19 protein-coding genes are annotated in these 25,592 nt (G+C 56.2%); 9 read left to right on the top strand and 10 right to left on the bottom strand.

The genetic code is table 11. From position 1 onward, the window contains the following. Positions 1-35: 35 nt before the first annotated feature. Positions 36-1,292, top strand: coding sequence for an aspartate kinase (locus FBR45_RS24330; RefSeq protein WP_138507086.1), 1,257 nt, complete (start codon positions 36-38; stop codon positions 1,290-1,292). Between the two features lie 16 nt (positions 1,293-1,308). Here FBR45_RS24330 and FBR45_RS24325 read toward each other — a convergent pair whose 3' ends face one another. Then, positions 1,309-2,340, bottom strand: a complete 1,032-nt coding sequence (locus tag FBR45_RS24325) for a PorP/SprF family type IX secretion system membrane protein (protein ID WP_138507085.1) — start codon at positions 2,338-2,340, stop codon at positions 1,309-1,311. Between the two features lie 233 nt (positions 2,341-2,573). On the opposite strand from FBR45_RS24325, the gene FBR45_RS24320 reads away from it, so the two are divergent. After that, on the top strand, positions 2,574-6,260 hold the full coding sequence (locus tag FBR45_RS24320) for a PKD domain-containing protein (protein WP_246082369.1): 3,687 nt from the start codon (positions 2,574-2,576) through the stop codon (positions 6,258-6,260). Between the two features lie 100 nt (positions 6,261-6,360). Then, positions 6,361-7,389: a Holliday junction branch migration DNA helicase RuvB gene (ruvB, locus tag FBR45_RS24315; RefSeq protein WP_138507084.1), complete on the top strand. Its 1,029-nt coding sequence runs from the start codon at positions 6,361-6,363 to the stop codon at positions 7,387-7,389. Positions 7,390-7,506: 117 nt separating this feature from the next. Here ruvB and FBR45_RS24310 read toward each other — a convergent pair whose 3' ends face one another. The 4 genes from FBR45_RS24310 to era form a co-directional block, all read right to left on the bottom strand. Further along, a complete protein-coding gene (locus tag FBR45_RS24310; protein ID WP_138507083.1) occupies positions 7,507-7,815 on the bottom strand; it encodes an ArsR/SmtB family transcription factor in 309 nt (102 codons plus the stop codon). A gap of 226 nt (positions 7,816-8,041) precedes the next feature. After that, on the bottom strand, positions 8,042-8,983 hold the full coding sequence (locus FBR45_RS24305) for a DMT family transporter (RefSeq protein WP_138507082.1): 942 nt from the start codon (positions 8,981-8,983) through the stop codon (positions 8,042-8,044). An 87-nt stretch (positions 8,984-9,070) separates the two neighbouring features. After that, on the bottom strand, positions 9,071-10,378 hold the full coding sequence (der, locus tag FBR45_RS24300) for a ribosome biogenesis GTPase Der (protein WP_138507081.1): 1,308 nt from the start codon (positions 10,376-10,378) through the stop codon (positions 9,071-9,073). Between the two features lie 80 nt (positions 10,379-10,458). Beyond that, positions 10,459-11,379: a GTPase Era gene (gene era / locus FBR45_RS24295; protein WP_138507080.1), complete on the bottom strand. Its 921-nt coding sequence runs from the start codon at positions 11,377-11,379 to the stop codon at positions 10,459-10,461. A gap of 597 nt (positions 11,380-11,976) precedes the next feature. On the opposite strand from era, the gene FBR45_RS24290 reads away from it, so the two are divergent. The 5 genes from FBR45_RS24290 to FBR45_RS24270 all read left to right on the top strand — a co-directional run bounded on the left by FBR45_RS24290 (position 11,977) and on the right by FBR45_RS24270 (position 16,125). Continuing rightward, positions 11,977-12,408 (top strand): group I intron-associated PD-(D/E)XK endonuclease, encoded by a 432-nt coding sequence (locus FBR45_RS24290; RefSeq protein ID WP_138507079.1) that lies wholly within the window; start codon positions 11,977-11,979, stop codon positions 12,406-12,408. Between the two features lie 165 nt (positions 12,409-12,573). Continuing rightward, positions 12,574-13,329, top strand: coding sequence for a hypothetical protein (locus FBR45_RS24285; protein ID WP_246082368.1), 756 nt, complete (start codon positions 12,574-12,576; stop codon positions 13,327-13,329). Then, the gene (locus tag FBR45_RS24280; RefSeq protein ID WP_138507078.1) at positions 13,326-14,594 is read left to right on the top strand and encodes a glycerophosphodiester phosphodiesterase; all 1,269 of its coding nucleotides are present in this window, start codon (positions 13,326-13,328) and stop codon (positions 14,592-14,594) included. Before FBR45_RS24285 ends, FBR45_RS24280 begins: the two co-directional genes overlap by 4 nt. Continuing rightward, complete coding sequence (locus FBR45_RS24275) at positions 14,581-15,243, top strand: hypothetical protein (RefSeq protein ID WP_138507077.1); 663 nt, start codon at positions 14,581-14,583, stop codon at positions 15,241-15,243. Before FBR45_RS24280 ends, FBR45_RS24275 begins: the two co-directional genes overlap by 14 nt. 45 nt (positions 15,244-15,288) lie before the next feature. Further along, complete coding sequence (locus tag FBR45_RS24270) at positions 15,289-16,125, top strand: metallophosphoesterase family protein (protein WP_129604675.1); 837 nt, start codon at positions 15,289-15,291, stop codon at positions 16,123-16,125. 24 nt (positions 16,126-16,149) lie between these two features. On the opposite strand, the gene FBR45_RS24265 is transcribed toward FBR45_RS24270, so the two are convergent. The 3 genes from FBR45_RS24265 to FBR45_RS24255 all read right to left on the bottom strand — a co-directional run bounded on the left by FBR45_RS24265 (position 16,150) and on the right by FBR45_RS24255 (position 20,766). After that, entirely contained in the window at positions 16,150-18,636 is a 2,487-nt protein-coding gene (locus FBR45_RS24265; RefSeq protein ID WP_138507076.1) for a TonB-dependent receptor, read from the bottom strand. A 328-nt stretch (positions 18,637-18,964) separates the two neighbouring features. Next, a complete protein-coding gene (locus FBR45_RS24260; protein WP_138507075.1) occupies positions 18,965-19,729 on the bottom strand; it encodes a hypothetical protein in 765 nt (254 codons plus the stop codon). Positions 19,730-19,812: 83 nt separating this feature from the next. Next, the gene (locus FBR45_RS24255) at positions 19,813-20,766 is read right to left on the bottom strand and encodes a hypothetical protein (RefSeq protein WP_138507074.1); all 954 of its coding nucleotides are present in this window, start codon (positions 20,764-20,766) and stop codon (positions 19,813-19,815) included. 89 nt (positions 20,767-20,855) lie between these two features. Here FBR45_RS24255 and FBR45_RS24250 point away from each other — a divergent pair, with 89 nt between their 5' ends. Next, positions 20,856-22,475, top strand: coding sequence for an amidohydrolase family protein (locus FBR45_RS24250; RefSeq protein ID WP_246082367.1), 1,620 nt, complete (start codon positions 20,856-20,858; stop codon positions 22,473-22,475). Positions 22,476-22,567: 92 nt separating this feature from the next. Here the strand turns inward: FBR45_RS24250 and FBR45_RS24245 are convergent, their stop codons facing one another. Together FBR45_RS24245 and FBR45_RS24240 are read right to left on the bottom strand one after the other, a co-directional pair. Continuing rightward, complete coding sequence (locus tag FBR45_RS24245) at positions 22,568-23,083, bottom strand: hypothetical protein (protein WP_138507073.1); 516 nt, start codon at positions 23,081-23,083, stop codon at positions 22,568-22,570. Between the two features lie 248 nt (positions 23,084-23,331). Then, entirely contained in the window at positions 23,332-25,578 is a 2,247-nt protein-coding gene (locus FBR45_RS24240; protein ID WP_138507072.1) for a S41 family peptidase, read from the bottom strand. Positions 25,579-25,592 lie beyond the last annotated feature (14 nt).

Below are 25,592 nucleotides of genomic sequence, written 5' to 3'. Positions count from 1 at the left end.
TGGGTTCGGCCCGTGTTTGTGTTGTTTATAGATCTATGAAAGTTTTCAAGTTTGGGGGCGCGTCGGTAAAAGACGCGGCCGGCGTGCGTAATCTGGCCAATATTGTTCAGACCCAGGGTCAGGGTGCCGTTGTGGTTATTTCGGCCATGGGTAAAACAACCGATGCGCTCGAAGCGGTGGTGCGGGCCTATATGAACCGGCAGGCCGACGAGCTGCAGCGGCAGCTGCAAACCCTGCAAACCTACCACGAGTCGATCATGGATGAGCTGGCGGGGGGCGATTTTTCGGCTGTTCACCAGACGCTTAGTGCGCTGTCGGACTACCTCCGCCGGTCGCCATCGGCCCGGTATGATGAGACCTATGATCAGATCGTATCAATAGGGGAGGTGCTTTCGACACAGCTGGTAGCGGCATACTTGAGCCATATCGGATTGCCGGTTCGGTGGGTCGATGCACGTGAGGTGGTTCGTACGGACGCTACCTTCCGTGAGGGACGGGTAGATTGGGATGCCACCCAACAACGTATAGTGAAAACCGTAACGGGTCCGGTGACAACCATCACCCAGGGATTCATTGGCCAGACGGGCTTGCCCGGCGCGACCGGCTACCGGACAACGACGCTCGGTCGGGAAGGATCTGACTACACAGCGGCTATTTTTGCCTACTGCCTCGACGCCGAAAGCGTAACGATCTGGAAAGACGTACCGGGCGTACTCAACGCTGATCCCAAATATTTTGATGAGACGGTGCTACTCGAGAAGCTAACCTACCAGGATGCTATTGAGCTGGCGTATTACGGCGCCACGGTTATCCACCCTAAAACGATGAAGCCGCTGCAGAACAAAGGGATTCCGTTGTACGTACGATCGTTTGTACAGCCCGAAGCGCCGGGTACGATGATCGGCAACGTAGAGCAGCGACTCACAACCCCGTCGTTTATTTTTAAGGTAAATCAGGTACTGATTTCGCTCCACCCCAACGATTTCTCGTTTATCGCCGAAGATAACCTGAGCCGGATATTCGGGCGGTTTGCGCAGGTAGGGGTAAAAATAAACCTGATGCAGAACACAGCCATCAGCTTCTCGGTGGTGGTTGATAACAATCCCGACCGGCTGCCAGCCTTACTGACGGCGCTGCGGCAGGATTTCCGGGTAACTTACAACGAGGGGCTGGAACTGATCACGATCCGACACTACGACCAGCCCACCATCGACCGCGTACTGGTCGATAAGAAGCTGCTGCTGGAGCAAAAAAGCCGCTACACAGCGCAATTAGTTGTCAAGAACCTGTAAGAGGGAATCTACCCCGTCAGAATTTGGGGCAGGGCAGTTTCTTGCTGCGTTTCCGTACGCCAGCGCGTCGGCCTTCGGGTTTCTCGAAGATGTACGACAGCGACAGTTCGTGCGAGCCTCCGCTATTACCGAGCGTCGACACGGTCACGTCGTAGCTGTAGCCAATGGAAAACTGGTCCATGCGGTAGCCAGCCAGCAACGCCAGCGCGTCGTGGTTGTTGATGGTCTGGTTGTACTTCTTGAACGGGATGCCGCGGTAGTAGGCACCGACTGTCAGCGGGGCGTAGGTCAGGTACGCGCCCAGATCCAGCTGATCATATTTGCCCTGAAACTTGTAAAGGATTACCGGCGAGAAGCTGATTTCGCGGTCCTGCTCGTCGGCCAGTCCCGTAAAGCCCATCAGCGGAATACGCAGCCCGGCGTGAATACTACCTTTCATGGGGAGCCGATCCTGACCGCCAACAAAAAATCCCTGGTCGGGGCGGTTAATGTGGTGAGCCGCAGCGCCAATCCAGAACCAGTCGGAGTAGAAGAGCCCGCCCGTTGAGAAATCGACGTATTTGTTGCGGGGCATCCCACCCTGTAAAGTCGGGTCGCCCGATACGCTGCCGGTAATGAACCCCCGGTCGGTGAACTGATCGCCGGTTGTCAAACCAAAATAGTTGATATTCCGGTTAACATAGGAGCCTTGCAACCCTAACCGCACAAAAGAGGTCTCACTAACCTGAAACTGGTAAGCATATTGCAGACCAATTTCTGTCGACTGGATGCGGCCCTGGCCCTGATTATCGTTCATGATCAGCAAACCGACGCCACTGTTGAAGCGGTCGATGTAGTGATCCACACCAACCATGCTGGTTACGTAGTTCGTGATGGCAGGCCACTGGTTCCGGTAGTTGGCGGTGATGCGGGGAGCCAGCGCCGACCCGGCAAACGCTGGATTTAGATACTGCGGGGCCGCATAGAACTGCGTAAACTGCGGGTCCTGCGCAACGGCCAGCCGGGTAAGGGCCAGCGCCCACAACATCAGTACGTATTTCTTACTCATATGGATAAACTCGGGCAAAGAATGGGCCAATTTTTAGACTTGCAACGCTAGCAGCGAAAAACCAGTATTAGGGGCGGAAACAGCCTATAAAATTAGTCGGTTTCACTGCCGTTTAACGGTCAACAAGCGATAAAATTTTAGAGCAACTGCTTCGTTTATACTAACGTAATGCCCCCGTTGTCTGTTATGTGGAGGGTTGAATTTGAGTAGAGCGGGCTTTTCAGTGATCATACATGTATACGTCTAATGGGATTACTCGGTTTGCCGGCCTTTGGCTGGTGCTGTTTCTGCTGGCAGGACTGACAACAGCCCTGGCGCAGCAGGGGTTCAGCGTGAGTGGCAAAGCCTGTGTTCCCGATCAGGAGTGTAAGGCCGATTCTCTGCTGTTTACCGATAGTATCAGCACCGGTGTAACGACCCGGGTCTGGAATTTTGGCGACGGTGGCGGAACGACGCTTACCACACAGAACAGTACGTTTGCCCGTCATGTCTACCAGACCGCTGGTACCTATACGGTTACTCTGACAAGAACGCTCAGCGGCACGGTTACCCAAACCGTAGAACGGCTGATCACCATCAACAACCGGCCCCAGCCTTTTGCCAGCTGGCGGACTGATACCACAATCTGTATCGGCGAGCGAATTACCCTCGACCCGTACGCGAGCGGCCCCCCGCCCTCGGGCTACAAATTTCTCTGGTACCCCAAAGGCGACACGACCCAGACCATACAGGTCGATAGTTCGGGCTGTTATTCCGTCGAAGCCATCGACCCCAATACGGGCTGCTCGTACCAGGACCGAATCAATGTGTCGGTCTGTGGTGAACGGCCGCAGTCGCAGGGGGTGAAGTGGTATTTCGGGCAGAACGCCGGACTTGACTTTGCCGGGGGCGGCAATCCGGAACCGATCGAAGACGGCACTCTCAACACCATCGAAGGCTCGTCGTCCATTGCCAATACCAAAGGCATACTGCTGTTCTACACCGATGGAATAACCGTATACGGCAAAGACGGCAAACCACTCAAATCGCTGGACCCGCGCGACTCGTCGGCTACGGCTACGCCCATTCCGCTGGGAGGTAATAAAAACTCTACCCAATCGGCGCTCATCGTTCCCAAGCCCACCTGCCGGGGCTGCGAGTACCTGTATTACGTGTATACCACCTCGGAGGTGCGCGGCCAGAAACAGCTGACCTACAGCATTGTCGACATGCGGCAGAATGGCGGTAAAGGGGCCGTCGTTCAGAAAAACATTCCGGTTACCGAGCCGGGTAAAGGCACCGAGCAATCGGCCTCGGTCCGCAATGATCGAGACTCTACCTACTGGGTGATTACCCGCGTTTTCGGTACCAACCAGTTCGAAGTCCGGCACCTGACCCGCGAAGAAAATCCCTCTGTAAAAACCTTTACCGGCGGACAAACGCTCGACTCGCTCGCCAACGCCGAAGGCTACATCAAGATCGGCCCGGCCGATACGACCGGTGGGAACGCAGGCAACCGGCCCATGGCGGTTGTGGTACCCGGTCCGCCCAAAAACTCTGTCGATCTGTTCACCTTCAACGACTCGACGGGTAACCTGACCTTCGATCGAACGATCGATCTTGGGCCGGCCCCGCCCAAAGCCTACGGGGTCGAGTTCTCGCCCGACGGCAAAAGCCTGTACGTAACCATGCTGGCGGATACTAACGCCGATGGTAGTCAGAAAGGCTCGTCGTACATTCTTAAATATGACCTTAACCTGCGCGACTCGCTGCTGACCCGATCCCGAACAGTAGTAGACAGCAGCACCACCCGGCAGTATGGTTCCATCCAGATTGGCCCCGACGGTCGGATCTACGTAGCCATCCAGGGCAGTAGTTCGCTGGGCACCATCGAAAACCCGAACGGCGGTCTGCTCGACAGTTTGCGGTTCAATCCCGAGGGCCAGTCGCTGGGCGGCAAAACCAGTCAGCTGGGCCTGCCCAACCTGGTGGCCAACTTCAACGATCCGTCAAACGGGCCGGGCTTTACCTATGCCGATACCTGTGCCAACCAACCAACCGTTTTCCAGGCCAGTCCGAACTGTCCGAAGCTGAAAGAAACGTATACCTGGAACTTCGGCGACGGCAGCGCCCCGGTTTCGACCACGGCCCTGCAGCCGCAAACCCATACGTACCGACAACCGGGCGACTATTCGGTCAGCCTCCGGATCGTTACCCAGCTCAGTAACGGCCGCGGTATCTGTAAAGACACGACCATTACCGATACCATCACAATTGTTGAAACGCCACCTGATATAAACCTGGGCGCCGACACGGCTATCTGTAACAAGAACGGCCTGACGCTCGATCTGAAAGTGGAGGCTAAACTGTACGTCTGGCTCGTAAACGGGCGCGTGGCGGGCAGGCAGAAAACCCTGACCCTGACCCGACCGGGCTTCTACGACGTGGTGGGTATTGCGGCCAACGGGGGCTGTTTTAAAACCGATACCATCGAAGTGCAGATCCGGCCGGTTCCCTCACTCGATCTGGGGCCCGACACCGTGTTCTGCTATCGATCGGCCGTGACGCTGACGGTGCCACAGATGCGCTGGACCCAGTTCCAGTGGAGTAACGGCAGCACCGAACGAAATTCGCAGGTGTCGCGGGCGGGTACGTACTTCGTGACGGCTAAAGACAACATCGGCTGCGAAAATTCCGATACGATTCAGGTCAACGAACTACCAAAGATCACGCTTCGTGCCGCCCTGACCGGCCCCACCGCCTGTACTACAGCCAACGGCACCATTGAGCTGACGGCCAGCCCGGTGGGCAGCTATACCTACGTCTGGAGTGGCGGGGCGGGCGCTACCCTGCCCGCTACGATCAACCGCATAACGGGTCTGCCCGAGGGGAACTACGCCGTAACGGCCACCGATACCGTGTATGGTTGTGAGGCCGACAGCTCCTTTACCCTTCGGTCGCCGATCAATCAGCTGGCTATTTCGCCTACGGTACGCGACGCACTCTGTAGCCAGCCTAACAGCGGTACAATTAGTCTGCGGGTTACGGGCGGTACGGCCACCGCCTACGTCTGGCTGGATCGGAGCAACAATCCGGTATCGACCAGCGCCGTATTCAACACGGCTGCGCCGGGCGTTTATCAGGTAGAGGTGACCGACCAGAACGGGTGTAAAGCCAGTCTCGACAGCATAGCCGTGGGGCTCGACAGTACTGGTTTTGCCCGCCTTGGTCCCGATACGCTCAAGTGTCTGGGTAATCCGGTTACGCTGGCCCCGCGCGAGGGCGATGTGCCGGGCAACGTGTATCAGTGGAGTACGGGCGCTACCTCGCCAACCATCTCGGTTACCCAGCCGGGCGCTTACAGCCTCGTGGTGCGCAACACGCAGAACGGGTGCGTCGGGCGCAGCTCGGTCCGCGTCGGCGATCGGCCACCTCCGCAGTTCTCGCTCACCCGCGAGGCCTCGTTATGTGAAGGCGACCAGGGCATTGTTCAGTTATCGGCAGGCGGAGCACCGACCTTGCGGTACCGCTGGCTCAGTCCGCTAACGGATACGACCCAGCGCATTACCGTCAGTCGCGCCGGCGACTACAGCGTGCGCGTAACCGACGTGCAGGGCTGTACGGCCGTAGGCACCTCGCGGGTGCTGAATCTGTGCGAACCGCGCGTCAACGTGCCGGATGCGTTCACGCCCAACAATGACGGGGTAAACGACCAGCTTCAGGTCTTCACGGCCTACGTGATCGAGTACGAGTTCAAGGTCTATAACCGCTGGGGAGAAGTGATCTTCGTGAGCAACAGCCCGGAGCAGAAATGGGACGGAACGTACAAAGGAGCGATGTATCCGGCCATGGTTTATCCGTATACGGTAACGTACAAAAGTGAGTCGTTTCCGGACCGCGGAAAGATGGTAAAACGGGGTACTGTAATGGTCATTCGCTAGCGGAAATACGGGCTTTTTTTCGTAAATTTGAAAGAAAGCCCCCGCCCAGATGCCCTGACTTTTCGGGTCGAAACGGGCGGGGGCTGTACGGAAAAAAACTATGCGAAACGACTTTCTGAAAGGCTCCGGCGACGGCATGACTGCTACCGATAAGGAGATCGAACGGGCGCTCCGGCCCCTCTCGTTCTCCGACTTCACGGGCCAGGCCAAAATACTCGACAACCTGGAAGTGTTTGTACGCGCGGCTCAGCAGCGGGGCGACGCGCTCGACCACGTGCTGCTGCACGGACCGCCGGGCCTGGGTAAAACCACCCTGTCGCACATCGTAGCCAACGAGCTGAACGCCAATATCAAGATGACCTCCGGGCCGGTGCTCGACAAGCCCTCCGACCTGGCCGGGCTCCTGACCAACCTGCAGCCCAACGACGTACTGTTCATCGACGAGATACACCGGCTCAACCCCATCGTGGAAGAGTATCTGTACTCGGCCATGGAAGATTACAAAATCGACATCATGCTCGACTCGGGCCCGAACGCCCGTACGGTACAGATCAAGCTGAATCCGTTTACGCTGATCGGTGCTACGACCCGCGCCGGTATGCTTACGGCACCCCTGCGCGCCCGCTTCGGTATCAGCTGCCGGCTCGAATATTACGACGCCCGGCTGCTGACCAGCATCGTGCAGCGTTCGTCGGCTATTCTGGGAACGCCTATCGACGAAATGGGTGCCTATGAGATTGCCCGTCGAAGCCGCGGTACACCGCGTATCGCCAATAACCTGCTCCGCCGTACCCGCGATTTTGCGCAGGTGAAAGGCAATGGGTATATCAACGTAGAGATTGCCGAGATTGCCCTGAGTGCACTCGAAGTCGACCAGAACGGGCTCGACGATATGGACAACCGAATTCTGTCGACCATTATCGAGAAGTTCAAGGGCGGACCCGTAGGCCTGTCTACCATCGCAACGGCTTGTGGCGAAGAGTCTGAAACCATTGAGGAGGTGTATGAGCCATTCCTGATTCAGGAAGGCTTTCTGAAGCGAACCGCGCGGGGCCGGGAGGCCACCGAAAAAGCCTATATCCACCTAGGGGTAGTGCCCAACTACAAAACCGGCGATCTGTTCGGGTAAGCCAGGTGCTGCATAGCCAAACGGTCGCCAGGAGCAGGACAGGTTGCTAGACCGTTCCGCTCCTGGCGACCGTTTGGTTTCTGCGAGGCTACGTTGTAATGGATAGCCTGCAAATGCCTAGTTCAGAATTTTACTCTTGTAAATGCAGTCAATGACGTCAGAGACTGCTGAGTCAACCAGAAAATAGTAGATGTTTTTGCCGCTGCGCCGTATGTCCAGTATCCCTTTATCGCGCATGTTGATCAGGTGATGCGAAATCAGCGACTGTTCGGCATTCAGGTTTTTGTAAATGGTTGACACATTTAGTTCGGTACTCTCGTTCAACATCTGAATGATTCTGATACGCAGCGGATGAGCCACCGCTTTGAGTACATATGCGGCCTTGTCAATGCGCTTTTCATCGTCCATTACTTTGTCTGTAGCCATGATTTTATAGTACAACGAATGCCCTCTAATGTTGAAAAGATAGGTTAAATTCAAACGGTTCGCTCGAATAAGCCCTTGAACGTGAGTAGTATTTATTTAATGGTTGGTTCTCTAATCCTATTTTATAATGTAATCTTGTTGATTATTATATGATTTCTGTAAAAGGTATACTACCCAACTATATACTTAGGCGACTATGATAGTTATACACAAACGTAGGGGTGAGTCATGCGGCCGGTTTAGTACCGCGCCAGCCAATCAGAAAAACGCCGGTCAAAACCAGTAACGTACCCACCATCTGTTGCCAGCTTATTCTTTCCTGAAGAACAGTGGTCGATAAAATAATGGTGAAAATGGGGCCGATGCTGCCGATGATAGACGTGTTGCCGGAGCCGACCCGCCTGATACCTTCGGCCATCATAAAGGTAGGAATCACCGTAACGAAGATTCCCATGCCCAGCCCAAGCGCGTAGACGGGCCAGGGGTAACCGCCCAGCTGCAGCCCATTTTCCAGGGCGCAGTGTAGCACCGTCGGTACCGTAGCGGCCATCATCGCATAACAGGTAAAGCGCTGCGGACCAACGCCCGCAATGACCCGATCGCTGCCCACTAGGTAGATGGCATAGACCAGCCCGCTCAGCACCACCCAGAAACCGCCCAGCAGCACATTGGTCTGCCGGGTCGTTTCGATGTTACCTACAAAGGCGATCAGAATACCCGCGTAGGTCAGTAACAGAGCCAGAATCTGAAGCCGGGTAACCCGTCGGCCAAACCCCAGCGCATTCATCAGCAATACAAAGGTGGGGTAGGTGAAGAGCAGAATGCGCTCCAGGCTGGCTGTAATGTAGACCAGACCCAGAAAGTTGAAGAAGCTGGCCAGGTAGTAGCCCGTAATGCCCAGGATGGCCAGCAACCCCCACTGCCGCACCGACAGCGATGGAGCCGGTGCCGTACGCGACAGATGCACCGCAATGCCTATGTAAAAAGGCAGCGCAAACAGCATCCGGAGCGTCAGCAACGAAATGGTATCGATCGAATACTGATAGGCCAGCTTGATCAGGATGCCCTTACAGGCAAAGCAGAAGGCCGACAGAAAAACCAGCAAAAAGCCGATCCATGACGATCGGCTGGTACTGGTCTGCCGGACCCTTTCGTGTTGAATAGACATGCGTAAACCGGATAAACAAGTCGGCTTCGGAACAGGTAACACAAACGAACATGGCCCGGCAGCGCGACAGAATCGCCCCCGGCTCCGTTACTTCTGGCGGAAGAACAGCGTCAGCGGCACCCCGTCAAAATCGAAGTGAGCGCGGAGCTTGTTTTCCAGAAAGCGCTGGTACGACTCGGGCACGTACTGGGGCAGGTTGCAGAAAAATACGAACGTTGGCGAAGGCGTCGGCACCTGTAGCATGTATTTGATCTTGACATGCTTACCCTTCAGAGCCGGGGGCGGATAGGCTTCGATCTCGGGTTGCATGGCCTCATTCAGTTTCGACGTGGCAATCCGTTTGCTCTTGTTTTCGTACACCTCCATGGCTTTTTCCATGACCTGGAAAATGCGCTGTTTCTCGTGAACAGAGGCAAAAATGATAGGCAGATAATCGATCGGCATCATCCGCGCAATCATCTCTTTCCGGAGAATATCGGCGGTACGGTGGTCTTTTTCGACCGCGTCCCACTTGTTGACCATGATCACCACGCCTTTTCTGGCTTTTACGGCCTGGCCAATGATGTTGAGGTCCTGCGCTTCCAGCCCCCGCGTGGCATCAAGCATAACAATACAAACGTCCGACTCTTCCATGGCCTTAAGCGACCGGAGCGTAGAGTAAAATTCTACGTTGTCCTGAATGCGTGCTTTCCGGCGGATACCGGCCGTGTCGGTCAGGATAAAATCTTTCCCGTAAGCCCGGTATCGGGTATTGATAGCGTCGCGGGTGGTACCGGCAATGTCGGTCACAATACTGCGCTCCTGGCCGGTCAGTACGTTCAGGAACGACGACTTCCCTACGTTGGGGCGGCCCAGGATAGCGATGCGCGGAATACCGGCGTCGGGATCTTCGACACCAGGCCCCTGAAAATGTTTCACTACTTCGTCGAGCAGATCGCCGGTGCCGCTGCCCGTCATCGACGAAACCGGGTAGGGTTCGCCCAGACCCAGCGCATAGAACTCGGCCGCTCCCTGCGACCGGTCTGAGGTTTCGGCTTTGTTGGCTACGACATACACTGGCTTCTTGGTTCGGCGCAGCACATCCGCAAAATCTTCGTCGAGGCCGGTAATGCCGGTTTGGGTATCGACCATAAACAGCAGAACGGTCGATTCCTGAATGGCAATCTGAACCTGTTCCCGAATCGATTCTTCAAATACGTCGTCAGACCCGACAACGTAGCCGCCGGTGTCGATCACGGTAAAGTAGCTGCCGTTCCACTCGGCGGTGCCGTAATGCCGGTCGCGCGTTACGCCCGACTGGTTATCCATGATAGCCTGCCGCTCTTCGATCAGGCGATTAAAAAAGGTAGACTTTCCCACATTGGGGCGTCCTACAATAGCAACGATGTTAGCCATTTTTCTGAATGATGAATGATGAGTAATCGGCAACGAGTGGGTCGCAGGAACGCGGCCGCACTGATCGGTCATAGCTCATCTTATTCGTCGTACCCCAGCCGCTTGAGCATGCGCTCTTTCTGACGCCAGTCGGGTTCTACTTTTACGAATTGTTCGAGGAATACTTTTTTGCCGAAAAACCGCTCGAGTTCTTCGCGGGCCATGATGCCCGTTTTCTTGATCATCTTACCGCCTTCGCCCAGCAGAATAGCCCGCTGGGTAGCCCGCTCGACCAGGATCTCGGACTGGATAACGATAATGTCTTCTTTTTCCTTGAAGCCGATAATAACCACCTCGCTGCTGTACGGAACCTCTTTCTTGTAGTTGAGGAATATCTTTTCGCGGATGATCTCCGACGCAAAAAACCGCTCGGGCTTATCGGTCAGTTCGTCTTTGGGGAAGTAGGGCGGGTGCTGGGGCAGGCGGCTAATGATGCCTTCGAACACCCGGTCGATGTTGAAGCCGTTCAGGGCCGAAATCGGTATGATCTCCTGAGCACGGAAGTTTTCCTGCCAGTAGGCAATTTTCTCTTCAACCTGTTCCTGGGTGGCCTGATCGATCTTATTGATCAGCAGCAGAATGGGCACATCAGATTTCTGAAGCCGGGCAATGACGTCGTTTTCGTCGTGCTGCTCGAAGATATCGGTCACGAACAGAACCACGTCGGCATCTTCGAGCGACCCGCGCACGAAGCTCATCATTGACTCATGCAGTTTGTACTGCGGCTTGATGATGCCCGGCGTATCGGAGTAAACGAGTTGAAATTCCTGGCCGTTGTGGGTGCCGTTCAGGATGCCCATGATGCGGTGACGCGTGGTCTGGGCCTTGGCCGTAATGATGCTCAGGCGTTCGCCAACGAGCTGGTTCATCAGGGTCGATTTGCCAACATTGGGTTTGCCCACAATGCTGACGAAGCCGGCCTTATGATCGGCCGGAAAATTTTCTACAGTCTCTGTACTCATACGAGGTGATCCCGCTGGCTTGATTACCAGCAGCTTTCTCTAACCAACCTTCCCGTTTCAAGAAACGTTTCAGAACGGCGTAAACTTTTTTTTGGCAAAGGTAGTTGTATTTACAGAAAGTCGCCGTACTTTTGCAGTCCAAACATCGCGGGATGGAGCAGTTGGTAGCTCGTTGGGCTTAAGGTTGTCAGCAATGACAACAGCAGTTGCAGAGTCAGTTCAGGTTGCAAGCACATTGTTGCCTGGCGAATGAAAAAATTCAGACTTTGTCAACTCTTGGGCGGTACCGGGGGAAACGCCGGTATGTTAACCTGCCAAATTCGGGGAAGCCGTTCGTGTGGTAATCCCGAGCCAAGCCGAAATTAAAGTTTCGGAAGGTGTAGAGACTGAATGGTAGGTACCCTAACGTAGAGTCGAGGGTAAAGAGACAGTCCAGACTACAAACTCCGGTACGTTCGGAGGCAACGAAAGTTGTAGTGGTACGCATAACCCAAAGGTCGCTGGTTCGAGTCCAGCTCCCGCTACCAAGAAACCCCACTGAAATTCAGTGGGGTTTTTCTTTGCCTTTGCTTTATTTGTCAACCAAACAGAGATATAATGTTGACAAAGCAGAAGGGCGACATCGCCGAACAGGCTACTATCTTACAGGCGTTACGGCAAGGATGGGGCGTATGTAAACCAATTGGAGACCGGTTACCCTACGACCTGGTGTTCGATATAAACGGACGATTGATCAAAATACAGGTTAAAAGCGCCTGGTTTGACGATAAGCGGGGTAATTACGTAGTTGATACGCGCAGAACGAAAACCAACCGGCGAGAAATGATCCGGGAAACGTACTCGCCAACGGATTTCGACTTTGCAGTCGTTTATATCGACTCACTCCACGTCTTCTACGTCATTCCTGTGCAGTGCTTTGTCGCCTACGGGTCTGAAATACACCTGGTCGAAACGGCTAAAAGACAACGAAAACCCAAGTCAGCCCTGTTTCGAGAGGCCTGGTCGCTGTTGGGAGATAGACCAGTGTAGGTAAAAACCAGCTAGGAGCGGGCCGTTCTGAAACGTTGCCTTTTATCGGTCATGTGGTACCAGAGCGCGCTGAGCAGGGCGCGGTGCCGGTTCTGACGGGCGGGGCCACAACATATGTCCGCATCGGGCAGTTATGGTAGTCAACCTCCATTCAGCGTTTTTGAAATGATTCTACACCTACGATCCGGCTGGTCGGTTCTGTTACTGGGCTGGCTGGTGCTTTCTGGCTCGGTTGCCCTGGCCCAACGCGCTGTCCGGCCCTATGAGCCCCCCGCCGATTACCAGCCGGGTATCTACTTCCCGCAGGCGCCCCGCCCCGGTGAGTGGCGCAAATCGATCGGGCTGATCTTTACCTCTACACCTCCCGAAATTACCGAAGAAATCCGGCTGCTGGTACCCGCCATCGATGTCAACCTGCAACACGGGCTGTCGAAGAACTGGTACCTGAGCGCCCGGCTACAGACGCAGCTCGTGCAAAGCAACCTGGCCCTGGGCGTGCGCTATGCCACGCCCGTAACCGAAAAACTCTATGCCGGGCTGGGGATCGATGGCATCGGCTGGTTCGGAGCCCTCAATATTAAGGATGTATTCAACAGCCAGGCGGGTGGGCTGGAGGCCATTCCGCACGCAACGCTGGGGTATCGGCTCACGCGTGATCTGCAGCTGACCTTTCGTACCGAAGCCATTATGGATCTTTATTACCGCTCAACGGTAGGGCCGCTGGCGGTAGAGTATGACCAGCGACGGCTCAACGGCGTGGCGTTTACGTTTGCCCTGGAGCAGCCTTTCTATAAACAGCAACACGTAACGCTGGGGCTGCGGGCGGCCTATTCTAATTTTAACTGGCAGTTCTGGTCGCTCTACGATACGTTCGAACGCGACTTTTTTTATCCACAACTCTTCTTCGGATTTATTTTATGAAGCCGTTTTACTACCTGCTGGTTGGCGGCCTGAGCTGGCTGTTGCTACAGGCCTGCCGCGAGCAATATGAAGCCCCGATTCCCTACGAGTTTTCCGGACAGACCGGCTCGGGGCGGTTTACGGCGCCGGTACGGCAAGCGATGGAGGGCGTCTACACGGTGTCAGATGGGGTGGGCGAGTTCGGGGCGCAGGTGGCGCTCAAGTGGACTTACGTGCTGAACGGCGCCGATACTACCCATTATTTGTCCATTTTTTCGGGCAACGAAGCCGGTTTTTTTAACCTGGAAAACGACCGGAGCGTTGATAGCCTGGTCGTGAGGGGCTACTGGCGCAAGCTGGTCAACACCGATACGGGCCTGGCCCGGCTGGCCCTGCGCACGCGTCGGAACGGAGAGCTGCAGCGGTTTACCGGTACGCTGGCGGTGGGCGATACGCTGGTGCTGGAGGGCTCATACGGAACGGGTAATGCCAATCCGGACCAGCCCCTGACCCTGACCTACAACCGGCCGCTGAATCCGCGTCCGTTCGCTATTCTGGCACACCGCAGCGGTGGTCGCACGTCGGATCTGCTGTCGGTATCGGAAAACTCGCTCAACATGATCCGGCTGGCGTCAAGGCTGGGGGCTACCGGCATCGAGATTGATATTAAGTTTACCAAAGATGGCGTCCCGATCCTGTACCATGATAACCTGCTGAACCTGCGTCTGATCCAGAAAAACGGACTTGAAGGGCCGGTAGAAGAGTATACCTACCAGCAGCTGAACACCCTCGTGCGGCTGGTCAACGGTGAAAAAATACCGACGCTGGAAGAAGCGCTGGAGACGGTGCTAACCAGTACAACCCTGAATTTTGTCTGGCTCGACACCAAGTATGATGGGCCGATGGACCGGGTTCAGGCTATTCAACAGCGGTTTCGGCAGCGGGCCATTGCGAGTCGGCGCGACCTGCGAATCGTGATTGGTTTACCTACTACCCAGGCGGCTGATGCGTACCGGGCGTTGGCCAACAAAGAGAACACGCCGGTGTTGAGCGAGCTGGATACGGCTATTACCCGCAGTCTGGACGCGCGCATCTGGGCCCCCCGCTGGACACTGGGGCCGCAGATCGAACAGGTTCGGGCCATGCAGGCCGAGGGCCGAACCGTCTTCGTCTGGACGCTCGATGAGCCCAAGTTTATCGAGCAGTTTATTCAGGAGAGCAACTTCGATGGCATCTTGTCCAACTATTCGCCCCTGGTAGCCTATTATCATTATGTGGACCAATAAGCAAACGCGGCTACGGCTATTTCTTCTGCTCCTGACGGCTGCAGGAGCCTCCTGGACGGCACATGCCCAAACTACCAGTACGACCGACTCGGTAACGAACCGGCGCGATCCGTACGCGCTGGTGCTGACGGTGGGCGGAGGGCTATCCTACTACCCGGCGTTTATCGGGGTGCCGCCCGATGTTGACCAGGTAGCTATTAACCGGTCGGGTATACCGGCCACAGTTCGGCTTATGTGGCACCCCGACCACCGGCTTCGGATCGGGCTGGAGAGCGGCCTGACGCCGTTGTACAGGTACCGTGTTTCGGCTGCGGGAGAGCAGGCGCGGGTGGCGGTGTCTACCATTCCGGTGCTGGTCGTGTTTTCTATGCCGCTGGCGTGGTTGAGCGGCACCGAGCGCAGTCTGGCCCGGCGGCTGTCGGTGTCGGGCGGTACGGGCGCTTATATTATCCGCTCGGACCTGTCGTATCTGGGCGATGTCAACGCGAGTCGGCTGAGCATCGGCTGGATGGCGGCCGGGGCCTATACCCAGCCCATCGGGCGTCGGTTCCGAATTGCTACCGAGCTGAAATGGTACAGCATTACCGCAACCAGCGATGCCGTCTTTACGTTACAGCTACAGGCGGTCTGGCGGGCGTTTACGTGGTAGCCAACGCGTTGTTTTAAAGGTGGGCTGTAGCCCGGCGTGTACGTTATGAATGATATTCTGTTTCTGAGTGATACCCAGGCCCCCATGTGGGTCGAGCGGCTGGTGCTGCGAACGCATCAAAATACCAAAGCCACCCAAACCATTTTTACCGAGATTATTCGTCGGAAACCGCCGGTGCTGTACTGGCTGGGCGATATCGTCTCCCTGGGCTACCGCAACGACAAGTGGCGCATCATTGATACCTTTCTGGCCAAATGCACCGAGGTAGGTACGGCGGTCTATGCCATCATGGGCAACCACGACGTAATGGGTCGTCCCCGCAAGGGAGCCCGTAACTTCCAGCAGCGTTTCCCCGATCATAGCCCCACCGGCTACGTCCAGAAAACGGGCGATGTGGCCGTTGTGATGCTTAATTCCAACTTCAGTACCCTCTCGGTGGCCAACCTGGTAAAGCAGCAGACCTGGTACGAGCAGACGCTCGAAGACCTCGACGCCGACCCATCCGTAGCGGTCGTGATCGTAACCTGCCACCATGCGCCTTATTCGAACAGCAAACTGGTGGGGTCGTCCAAACTGGTGCAGCAGCGGTTTGTACCGCCTTACACCCGCTCTCAGAAAGCCCGGCTTTTCATTACCGGGCATTCGCATGCGTTCGAGCGCTACGAGTTCGAGGAGAAAACGTTTCTGGTGATTGGGGGTGGGGGTGGCCTGCGCCAGCCGCTCAACATGTCGCCGAGTCGACTGCCCGATCTGGCCGGTACCTACAAACCGCTCTTTCACTACCTGGCCGTCCGGCGCGAGGGCGATGGCCTGGCCCTCAGGTCGTACTGTCTGAAAAACGATTTTTCGGGTTTCGACGAGGGTTACCAGTTCAGCGTATAACCTCCGTCGAAGCCCGCGTTTATCTTACAGCCGGAGGCCGACCGAGACATAACCCGTTCGCCCATCGGCTGGCAGGATACCGGGGCCTGGGTAGCCACCGGCCCGCCGGGTGAAGTAACGCGCATCGGTCAGGTTATTGACGCCCGTACGCAGGGTATACCGTTTTTTCAGCATGAGCGATGCCGACAGATCCATCACCTGGTAGGCCGGAATCACCCCTGTCTGAGCGTTGGCGCTGGCTGTTTCGGTGTTATTGGCGTCGCTGTAAGCCATACCAACCCGGTTGAGGAGGGCCGTTACGGTCAGGGTTCGGTAGGTGTAGTTGGCCCCGAACCGGCCCGTAAAGGCAGGCGCATTTTCGACTTTCCGATCGCTCAGGTTCGTTTCGGTTACCTGTCCGTTCGAAACCGTACTGCTGCGGAGCGAGCGGTAACGGGCATCGGTGTAGCCAACGGACGCAAACAAACTCAGATAGCCCACTTTTGAGCGGCCCGCAAAAGCCACCACCGGATCGAACTCTATATAAGCCTCGACGCCCTGGCTCACGCTGCGGCCCAGGTTGGTCCGGAACTGGTAAGGCCGGCCGGCTGCGTTCAGCAGGGTAAGCGTACCGATGCGGTCGTTGTAGTTGAGGTAGAAATAGCCAATATCAAAGTTCAGATACTTCCGGACCGAGCCGCGGATACCAGCATCTAGCGAGTAGCCACGGGCATCGCGCAGGTTTTCGTCGACCACAAAGTCGGTAACGGCGGCTGGCGTCAGGTCCGAAAACAAGACCGGCCGGTAGGCCTGGGAGGCATTACCGTACAGGCTGAGCGAACCCGGTAACTTATAGTCCGTGCCGATACCGGCCAGCACGAACTGTCGGCTGCTCTGCTGGGCAACCCGGTTTTCGGTGCCATTGGCGTTGAGGCTGAACCGACCCGAAATATCGTTTTGCAGCGACTCCAGGCGCAGGCCAGGGGTTACAGTCCAGCGGTCGGTGATCCGGAAGAGGTTCTCGGCAAATGCGGCTACGTTGGTTACCGACAGGCTCAGGTCGCGGGGAAAGCGGTCGGTCTGGAGGTTGAGGTTGAAGTCGGTACCGGTGTCGCCCCGGCCCTGCTGCTGCCGCTGAGTATGCCCGTCGAAATACTTGACACCGGTCGAGAGGGTGTGCTGACGACCCAGGAGCCGGTAGCCGGTCAGGAGCCGGAGTTCGCTGCCCCAGTTCCGGTAGGTATCGCGGTCGATCTGGCGGTTGGCGTACTGGCCGGCTGCACCGATCAGGTCGGGCGTCGTGATGGCCGAAGTGAAGCCAATGCTGTTACGCTGAGCCAGCAGACCGTGGATGGTAGCCGTCAGGCGGGTCTGGTCGCTGAAGGCATATTCGGCCTTGAGAGTCGGTACGGTCCAGGGAGTGCTGAACCAGTTGCGGCTGCGGCTGCTCTGGCGGGCGTCCTGCTGAAACTGGCTGTCGGTGAGGCCCCCCGGCTGCTGGCTCTCGTTATACATCCGGGTCAGTTCGGCGGTTAGGCGCAGGCGGTTGGTAACGGCATACGACAGCGACGCATGGCCATTGAAGATGGAATAGCGGCTGTTTTGGCGCCAGCCATCGGCCTGCCGGTAGTGCCCATAGGCGTTGTACTGAAACCGACCGGCGGTGCCGCTGATGCGGTTGTAGGTCGAGAAAAGACCGTAGCTGCCAACGGTTTGCTGCGTTTCCAGACTGAACGGTTTATCCTGCGCGGCTGGTTTGAGAACGTAGTTCAGGAGGCCACCAAACTGCGGACCATACTGCAGCGACGCGCCACCCCGTACCAGTTCGATGCGGTCAACGGCTTCCATGGGCGGATTATAATACGCTTCGGGGTAACCAAACGGGTCGGAGCTGATGTCTACGCCGTTCTGGCGGACGTTAAATTCCCAGGATCGGTTCGGGCTCAGACCGCGTACGGCCACGCCGACCTGTACGCCCGACCCGTCGTTTTCCCAGACGGTTACGCCCGGTGTTTTGCTGAAAATCTGGCGGGTGTTGTTAGTAACCAGGTTGGCATCGAGAGCGCTGAGGTTGACAACTTCGGTTTTTTTGCCGGCAAAAATGGCGGTAGCGCTTACGTCGGGCAGGGTTTCGCGTTCGCGGAGGCCGCGAGCCGCTACGATCTTTATCTCGGCCAGCTGCTGAAGGCTCTCGCTGATGGCAAACTGCGCTGTAGTGGTCTCGCGCCGACGTACGTTGAGGGTCTGTTCGCGGGTTTCAATCCCGACTCCCGACACCAGAACAGTATAGGTACCCTCGGGCAGGTTCTGAAATGAGAAGCGGCCCTGTGCGTTTGTCAGAACCCCCCGAACGGTGCCTTTGAGCCGAACCGACAGGCCTTCAGCGGGCAGACCCTCGCGGTCCAGTACGGTGCCGGTCAGGGCGCCACCCGGCTGCGAGTCAGTTCGCGGGGTGGGCGGTACCGAGGCCAGGCCGGTAAATGATGAGGTACAAAAAATGAGAACGCTAAGTATATATACGCTGACCTGCATTGCTTGTTTAGATTGATTCGAAACAATGCAAAGGTAATAGTACTCGCATCTAAGTTTGAATTAATTAGATTAAATAAAAATAAATATTTTTACTAAAGTACTAATAGTGAGAGTATTGACAGCGTCTGATTACTTAAACTTATTTGTTGGTATGCTTCTCAACTGCCCCTTTTTTCATCCCGATGCAGGAGGGATAGCAGAAAATGGGGCTACCATTGATTGTGATTTTTACCGTATAGGCCTGGTAACCGGTCAGGCGTTGTAATGAAAAAAAGGTCGAAATTCGTGATTCCGACCCTTCGTATAGGTAGTAGGGTTGTGCTGGCGATTAGTCTTCCGACACGTTAGCGGCACCCAGTTCGGCGAAGAGCGTTTGCCAGTACTGCGTAACAGCCGGGTTGTTCTCGCGCACCGATGCACTAGGCTCGAAAGGGAGCATCATGGTAATGGCGGGCGAGCCGATGGTGTATCGTTTGAGTTTTTCCGCGTCAGCTTTAGCCCATTCGTCGGCCTGGGCGTTGTCGCGCGGGGGTGTTTTCTGGAAGTCGCGCCGGTCGGGGCCTTTTACGCTCTCGATCATATCGCTCAGGTAGTACACCTTTACCGAGAGGCCGGTTTCGTTAGCTTTCTGGATAACGGGCAGACTGGCCCAGATATCGGTTTCCTGACTCGATGCGCCCGAATTCTGCGCCATCAGCTGCTGCAATACCCGCTGCTTGATCCGGGTTCGTTCGCGGCCCAGCAGCAGCCCGAACTCGGTTTCGGCGGCTTCGCGGTCGGTGGGGCTGGCCGAGCTGACGTCTTCGCGCTCGGTCTGGGCGGTCACGTTCAGGGCGCGGGCTTTGCTGGTATTTTCGTGAATAAAATACACGTCGAGCTGATCGCCTTTCTGCTGAATATTCTGTTCCACAATGTCGTTGATGGCCTGCTGGTACTTCCGGGCCACAAACGTTTTGTTCACGTTCACGCTTCGGGTCTTATCGATAAAGATAAGCGTATAGGTTGGCGTTCCGGTCTGGGTGGCCGTGTCGGTAGACGACGAGCAGGCGCAGACGATCAACAGAACAACCAGTAAGACAAGATTCGATTTCATGGCGAATGGGGTGGCTTGTGCCCGTTACTCAGCAGGTACGCGTTAGGCATGGCCTGATGATATCAACGCGTACCGTACTGAAATTACTTCATCAACTCGGCCCGCAACGTACTGTCAGCGGGGGCGTTATGTTTCCAATAATCGTTTTGAATGGTTTTTGTTAGAACGGCGCGTGAAGTGAGCAGCGCATCTTTGCTTCGGTACGTCTCTTCCCAGCCAACGATTTTGTGGGGAAATGTGCTCTCGAAAACGATTATCAGGGTGCGGTCGTCGGTGGGATACTGGATGGTATAGGCCCTGAGCAGTCTGCCCGGATACAGCACCCCTTCGTAGTCGTCTATTTGAGCTTTGGCCAGCAGCGGCTCCAGGGTCGTATGGCGAAGGCGGGCAGTCATCGTACCCGGTACCAGGCGCACCTCACCCGTCGGCAGCTTATCCGGATTCAGCCGGATGCGGTTCCAGAGTTCATCTTCAAACCATACTTTATCGATGGTATACGCTTCGTCGACTTCTTTCTCAAAATACGACTTTCCGCTGATCGCGTAGCCGTTGTTGCGGTAGTTGGCCTGGAGGTAGCTGTGGCCACACCACTCCTGCGCCGAAGTGCTCACTTTCAGCGTATTGGGAAACGATGGGTTATTGATGGGGGTAAAGACCGACGTAAACAGCGAGTAGTCGTAAATGCCCGTCACAAACTTCTTGCTCATGTTTGTTTTCAGCACCGGAATGGCTTTGTCGCGGCTCTCGTCGGTTTCGGCTTTGACCTGTTTATCGGTCCGGAAGTCTTCGGTCACGAAAATCAGGACCGCTTCGCCGGGGTTCAGTACGCCGTACTGGGCCTGCTGGAGCCGGTAGTGGTTCAGCTCGGCCTTGCCGGCAAACCAGTAGCCCGCAAACGCCGGGTTCGGCGGGGCGGCTGCGGGCGTCGCGCTGGCCGGTGTGCTCTGCTGAAATACCGTTGCTTTCATAGCAAAAGCAAATACGACCGCCAGGGCCAGGACAACGAGCAGAAAGTTTTTGGTGATCGTCTGTTTCATGGGGGATGGGCCTGTCAGGTCCGGCAAGCGCGCAAAATTCATCTAGTTTCTGTTATCTTACAACTGTTTACCCAACCGATATTCCCTCCATGCATTCACGTTTTACGGCTCTTTCTATCCTGCTGGCGGTCTGGTGTCAGGTCGCTATGGCCCAGATTCCGAAGGCCCCGGCCCGCGCTGAGGGCGATGGTCCCCACAACCGGCTTATCATTCGGGGCGTTACGCTCATCAACAGCACCGGTGCTCCGCCCGTTGGTCCGGTCGATATTGTAGTCGAAAAAAACCGGATTGCCCAGATCCGGCAGGTGGGCTATCCCGGTGTACCGATCGACCCCAAATCGCGGCCCCAGGCCAGCGCGGGCGATAAAGAGCTAAACTGCGACGGTATGTTTCTGATGCCGGGCTTTATCGATATGCATGGCCATATTGGCGGACAGGCGCAGGGCGCCAGTGCCGAGTATGTCTTTAAACTCTGGCTCGGCCACGGCATCACGACCATCCGCGACCCGAGCTGCGGCAACGGCCTCGACTGGGTGCTTGACCAGCGCGTTAAAAGTAGCCGCAATGAGATTACCGCCCCCCGTATTCTGGCCTATACCGTATTTGGGCAGGGCGGCAAAGATCCCATCAGCACGCCCGAACAGGCCCGTGCCTGGGTGCGGCAGAACGCCCAGCGCGGGGCCGACGGCATCAAGTTTTTCGGCGCCGAACCGGCTGTTTTCAAAGCCGCCCTCGACGAGAACAAAAAGCTGGGTCTGCGGTCGGCCTGTCACCACGCCCAGCTCGAAGTGGCGCGGATGAACGTGCTGGCTACCGCCAAAGCCGGTCTGACCAGTATGGAGCACTGGTACGGCCTGCCCGAAGCCCTCTTTGCCGACCGCACCGTGCAGAATTACCCGGCCGATTATAACTACAACAACGAGCAGAACCGGTTCGAGGAAGCGGGGAACCTCTGGCAGCAGGCCGCCAAACCCGGTACCGAGCGCTGGAACAAGGTCATGGACGAGCTCATTGCGCTCGATTTCACCCTCGACCCGACGTTCAATATCTACGAAGCCAACCGGGAGCTGATGCTGGCCCGGCGCGCCGAGTGGCACGAGGACTACACCCTGCCCAGCCTGTGGCGGTTCTACGGTCCCAGCCGTATCTCGCACGGATCGTACTGGCACAACTGGGGTACCGAACAGGAAGTGGCCTGGAAAAAGAATTACCAGCTCTGGATGGAGTTCATCAACGAATACAAAAACCGGGGTGGGCGCGTGACGACGGGGTCTGACTCGGGCTTCATCTACCAGCTCTACGGGTTTGCCTACATCCGGGAACTGGAGCTGCTGCGCGAGGCTGGCTTCCACCCGCTCGAAGTGGTTCGGGCCGCTACCATCAAAGGGGCCGAAGCCCTGGGTATGGCTGATCAGATCGGTTCCGTTGAGGTTGGCAAACTGGCCGATTTCGTCATCGTGAAAGAAAACCCGCTGGCTAACCTGAAAACGCTCTATGGCACCGGTGCCATTCACCTCAACGACAAAAACGAGGTCGAGCGGGTCGGGGGCGTAACCTATACCGTGAAAGATGGGGTGGTCTACGACGCCAAAAAACTCCTGGCCGACGTGCGCAAACTCGTCGCCGACGCCAAGGAGAAGGAAGGCTTCGAAATCACCCAGCCCGGTATGCCCGGCAAAGCCAGTAAAGTAGGCGGGGGAAAAAACTAGCCAGCATTCACAATCGCTCTTACAACGAGGGGGCTAACCGGATTATCCGGTTAGCCCCCTCGTTGTAAGAGCGATTTGCCAAAAAAGATTTTTTAGAGGCTAAACGCGATTAGATTGCCCGGGTTTGAGCTAACCACCTGAAGCTCGTTGGAAACCAGTCGGCTTGGGTAGATCGCGTCACTCCCTCTGTCAAGGCGTATCTGAAATATATAGCCATCCTTCACCGCCACGGCGTTTGTAACCCGAAAGCTACCGGCGCGCCGACCCAAATCCTGATCTACGGAATAGAGGTTTAGCCAGGGAGCCGACCGGACTGAGGCTTTGGCTACAAAATAAAAAACGTAAATATCCGGATAGCGGCTTCCCTGACCAGCCGGAATTGGGATAAAAGCCTGAGCTATTCCTTTGCGTGTATAATGCTGCTCCATCAGAACCATTGCTTTGCTGCCTTTTATAAACTCGCGCAAAACGGTCTGGCAATTCTGCAGCGTCTCGGTTGAGTCGATACGGGCGAAATCAATGGCAGACTGCCCATGAGCCCTCGGGGTGAGTAGGGGACTAAGCAGGAAGAGGCAGGCCCAAAGCGAGCGGTTCAGTAGTTGCTTCATGTTGTGAATAGATGTTACTGGCTGCACCGAGCCGATAGGCCCGTTCGTCAGTATGGCTAGTAACCAGCCCTGACAGAAAAAGTTTCCGCTAAATATACCCGCTTGAGATTGATAAACAATAGTTTGTAAGCGATCGGTAGACAGCGTATGCACCAGCTTCGGAGGCTATATCAGCTACAGGCGGACTGATGGGAAAACCCTATCCGGGGCCCCTCGAACACAGCCGGCAAAAAATGTTCGGCCGTTGCTTATTTACCGTCCCGGATTAGTGAAACGGCACGCTCCAGTAGCTCGTCTTTACCGGCTTTGATACCTGCCTGAGTGGGGTGGTACTCTACGTCTACTTTAACCCCAACCCGCTGTGTTTCGCGCCCGTCGGGGTAGTAAACGCCGATACCGCTGATCATAGTCCGCAGACCACCGGGGAGTTCGAAGGGGGATACATTACCGTCGGCCGCTGCTGTCGTACTACCCAGAACAACAACGCCGGGTGCCGACTGGAAAGCCATGGTCGTATACTCGGCCTGACTCTGGGTTTCCTGGTTGACCAGCACCACCACTTTGCCTTTGTAGACATCATCAACCCCGCGCTGGCCTACGTTCAGGGAGGTTATCCAGGTAAAGAGCCCGGGTGTTTTGACGTGGCCACCCGTAAATTTGACGAAGGGAGTGGGAGTCGTCAGGTACTTGCCCAGCGTGAAAACCACAAACTCAGATGGATAGCAGCGCAGGTCGATGACCAGTCCTTTAGTGTCTTTAAAGGTCTGCATGATCTGCGGTAGCTTACTGGCTTTGATCGTACCCAGATACAGGTAACCCACATCCGGGTGCAGCAGCTGATAGCAGCTGTCTCTGGGGTAGCTGCCGTAATCGATGGTTCGGTTGAAAGTGGCCTGATTGCCTGTATATCGGTTGAGCGCAATGGTCTGCGGTTGCCCATCGCGGAGGATGCCAAGCTGAACCAGAGCAGTATGGCCCCGCAGCAGGTCGCGGCTAAGGTCCCGAAACTGAGTTGGCTCGTTAGACGCCGGGTAGTAAGGCTGGCGCTGGCTCACCAGCGTAGCGATGGGAGTGCCGTCGATGGTTTGGATGATGTCGCCCCGTTTCAGGCCGGACTTGGCTCCTAACGAGTCGTTATAAAAATTAGTAACCACAAACTGCCGCTCGATGTACCGCACCTGTACCGGCGCGAAGAAAGTGCCTTTGTATTGATTCTGAATGATCGGATCGCCCCAGAGGTTAGTGTGCGTATCCTGAACACGGCCAATGAGTGAAAGCGTCGTGAGCCGGTACGCCAGCGAGTCACCAGCCTTTACGAATTGCGGAATGTATTCGCGCAGCACGCTATGCCAGGTATCGGTAGGCAATGGGTATGTGATCAGGTGCTTGTAGGGGAAAAAATAATGGATGATGTTCCAGAATCGGTACAGCGACAGGAGCCGGTAGCCCGCATCCGGCGTTTTCATGTGCCGGTACGCAAACTCGTGGTTGAACTCCGGATTACCAATCTGCTGAGCCATGCTCACGTAATAGTGGTGGTTGGGTCGGCGAGCCTGCCTGATGGCCTCCAGCTGTGCCCGCAGGGGGGCGCTAAACAGCTTCGTATCGCCGAGCCAGGCCAGGTCGGGCTTATGTACAGCCTGGCTGGTGTTTGACTGACGGCTACCCGCGTCAGAGACCGTCCCGAAGCGGGCCAGCCAGTTGAGGAGGACCGCACTACGATCGGCGGTCGAGCGGGCGTTCAGGATATCGGGCATAATCCGAAACAGCTCGGCATCCATGTTGTGATTACCGGCAGCAACCGCCGGATGGTAGTATTTAACAAATCCCCATATCTTACCCAGTACGGCCAGATTATCGATCTGTTGTGGAGATACTGTGTTTAGGTCAATGCCCGAACCTGCATGAAAAACCGTATCGGTCTGGGCTTTGGATAACCTGATGACTTTGGCCGGTGCCTGTTCAATCGGTCTTCCATCGACCGATAGGGCCAGATCATCGAACCAGGCCGTTCCGGAGCCGACCAGTAACCCACCAATGTTGAGGCTGACGGCCTTGTCAGGCAGGGGCAGGGTAATGGTATACTGTTGCCAGTCGGTAGACCCTTTTACGCCCCGCTGCTGCATATTATCGAACGCGAGCGCTCCCGACTCCCCGTCGATCCGAAGCCATAGTCCTGCGTACTGATTAGGCTGCTGGCCCGTTTGTTCTGTTTTCAGGTAGCCTGTCAGGGTGATCGACTTACCCTCAAAGCTGGTCGGTATACGCCAGCCACTGGCTACAAAGTCGCTTTTGACCACGTCGGATAAGCGTAGTGCGTAACGCCCGCCGTGGTGGACGGTAGAGTCGAGCGTCAATTTCCCGCTGCCACCAAAACGATACCAGCCGACTGGTGCGCCATCGGGTGTGCGCTGTTCAAAATCGAAGTTGGGCGTTTGAGCGTGCCCCGCAACTCCGCCTAGCAGGCAGAATAGCAGCAGTAAGGATTTGAGCATGAGGTTCAGGAAGG

The sequence above is a fragment of the Spirosoma lacussanchae genome (assembly GCF_005870035.1).
GTDB classification, from domain to species: Bacteria; Bacteroidota; Bacteroidia; order Cytophagales; family Spirosomataceae; genus Spirosoma; species Spirosoma lacussanchae.
Note: the sequence above shows the minus strand (reverse complement) of the source record. Positions and strands in the feature narration are given on the sequence as shown.

Excerpts from the sequence above, each read along its gene's own strand:
- ruvB (WP_138507084.1), top strand. The coding sequence starts at position 6,361 with ATGCGAAACGACTTTCTGAAAGGCTCCGGCGACGGCATGACTGCTACC.
- FBR45_RS24320 (WP_246082369.1), top strand. The coding sequence starts at position 2,574 with ATGTATACGTCTAATGGGATTACTCGGTTTGCCGGCCTTTGGCTGGTG.
- FBR45_RS24310 (WP_138507083.1), bottom strand. The coding sequence starts at position 7,815 with ATGGCTACAGACAAAGTAATGGACGATGAAAAGCGCATTGACAAGGCC.
- FBR45_RS24325 (WP_138507085.1), bottom strand. The coding sequence starts at position 2,340 with ATGAGTAAGAAATACGTACTGATGTTGTGGGCGCTGGCCCTTACCCGG.
- FBR45_RS24275 (WP_138507077.1), top strand. The coding sequence starts at position 14,581 with ATGTGGACCAATAAGCAAACGCGGCTACGGCTATTTCTTCTGCTCCTG.
- FBR45_RS24255 (WP_138507074.1), bottom strand. The coding sequence starts at position 20,766 with ATGAAACAGACGATCACCAAAAACTTTCTGCTCGTTGTCCTGGCCCTG.
- FBR45_RS24245 (WP_138507073.1), bottom strand. The coding sequence starts at position 23,083 with ATGAAGCAACTACTGAACCGCTCGCTTTGGGCCTGCCTCTTCCTGCTT.
- FBR45_RS24265 (WP_138507076.1), bottom strand. The coding sequence starts at position 18,636 with ATGCAGGTCAGCGTATATATACTTAGCGTTCTCATTTTTTGTACCTCA.
- FBR45_RS24270 (WP_129604675.1), top strand. The coding sequence starts at position 15,289 with ATGAATGATATTCTGTTTCTGAGTGATACCCAGGCCCCCATGTGGGTC.
- era (WP_138507080.1), bottom strand. The coding sequence starts at position 11,379 with ATGAGTACAGAGACTGTAGAAAATTTTCCGGCCGATCATAAGGCCGGC.
- FBR45_RS24330 (WP_138507086.1), top strand. The coding sequence starts at position 36 with ATGAAAGTTTTCAAGTTTGGGGGCGCGTCGGTAAAAGACGCGGCCGGC.
- FBR45_RS24305 (WP_138507082.1), bottom strand. The coding sequence starts at position 8,983 with ATGTCTATTCAACACGAAAGGGTCCGGCAGACCAGTACCAGCCGATCG.
- der (WP_138507081.1), bottom strand. The coding sequence starts at position 10,378 with ATGGCTAACATCGTTGCTATTGTAGGACGCCCCAATGTGGGAAAGTCT.
- FBR45_RS24240 (WP_138507072.1), bottom strand. The coding sequence starts at position 25,578 with ATGCTCAAATCCTTACTGCTGCTATTCTGCCTGCTAGGCGGAGTTGCG.
- FBR45_RS24260 (WP_138507075.1), bottom strand. The coding sequence starts at position 19,729 with ATGAAATCGAATCTTGTCTTACTGGTTGTTCTGTTGATCGTCTGCGCC.
- FBR45_RS24250 (WP_246082367.1), top strand. The coding sequence starts at position 20,856 with ATGCATTCACGTTTTACGGCTCTTTCTATCCTGCTGGCGGTCTGGTGT.
- FBR45_RS24290 (WP_138507079.1), top strand. The coding sequence starts at position 11,977 with ATGTTGACAAAGCAGAAGGGCGACATCGCCGAACAGGCTACTATCTTA.
- FBR45_RS24280 (WP_138507078.1), top strand. The coding sequence starts at position 13,326 with ATGAAGCCGTTTTACTACCTGCTGGTTGGCGGCCTGAGCTGGCTGTTG.
- FBR45_RS24285 (WP_246082368.1), top strand. The coding sequence starts at position 12,574 with ATGATTCTACACCTACGATCCGGCTGGTCGGTTCTGTTACTGGGCTGG.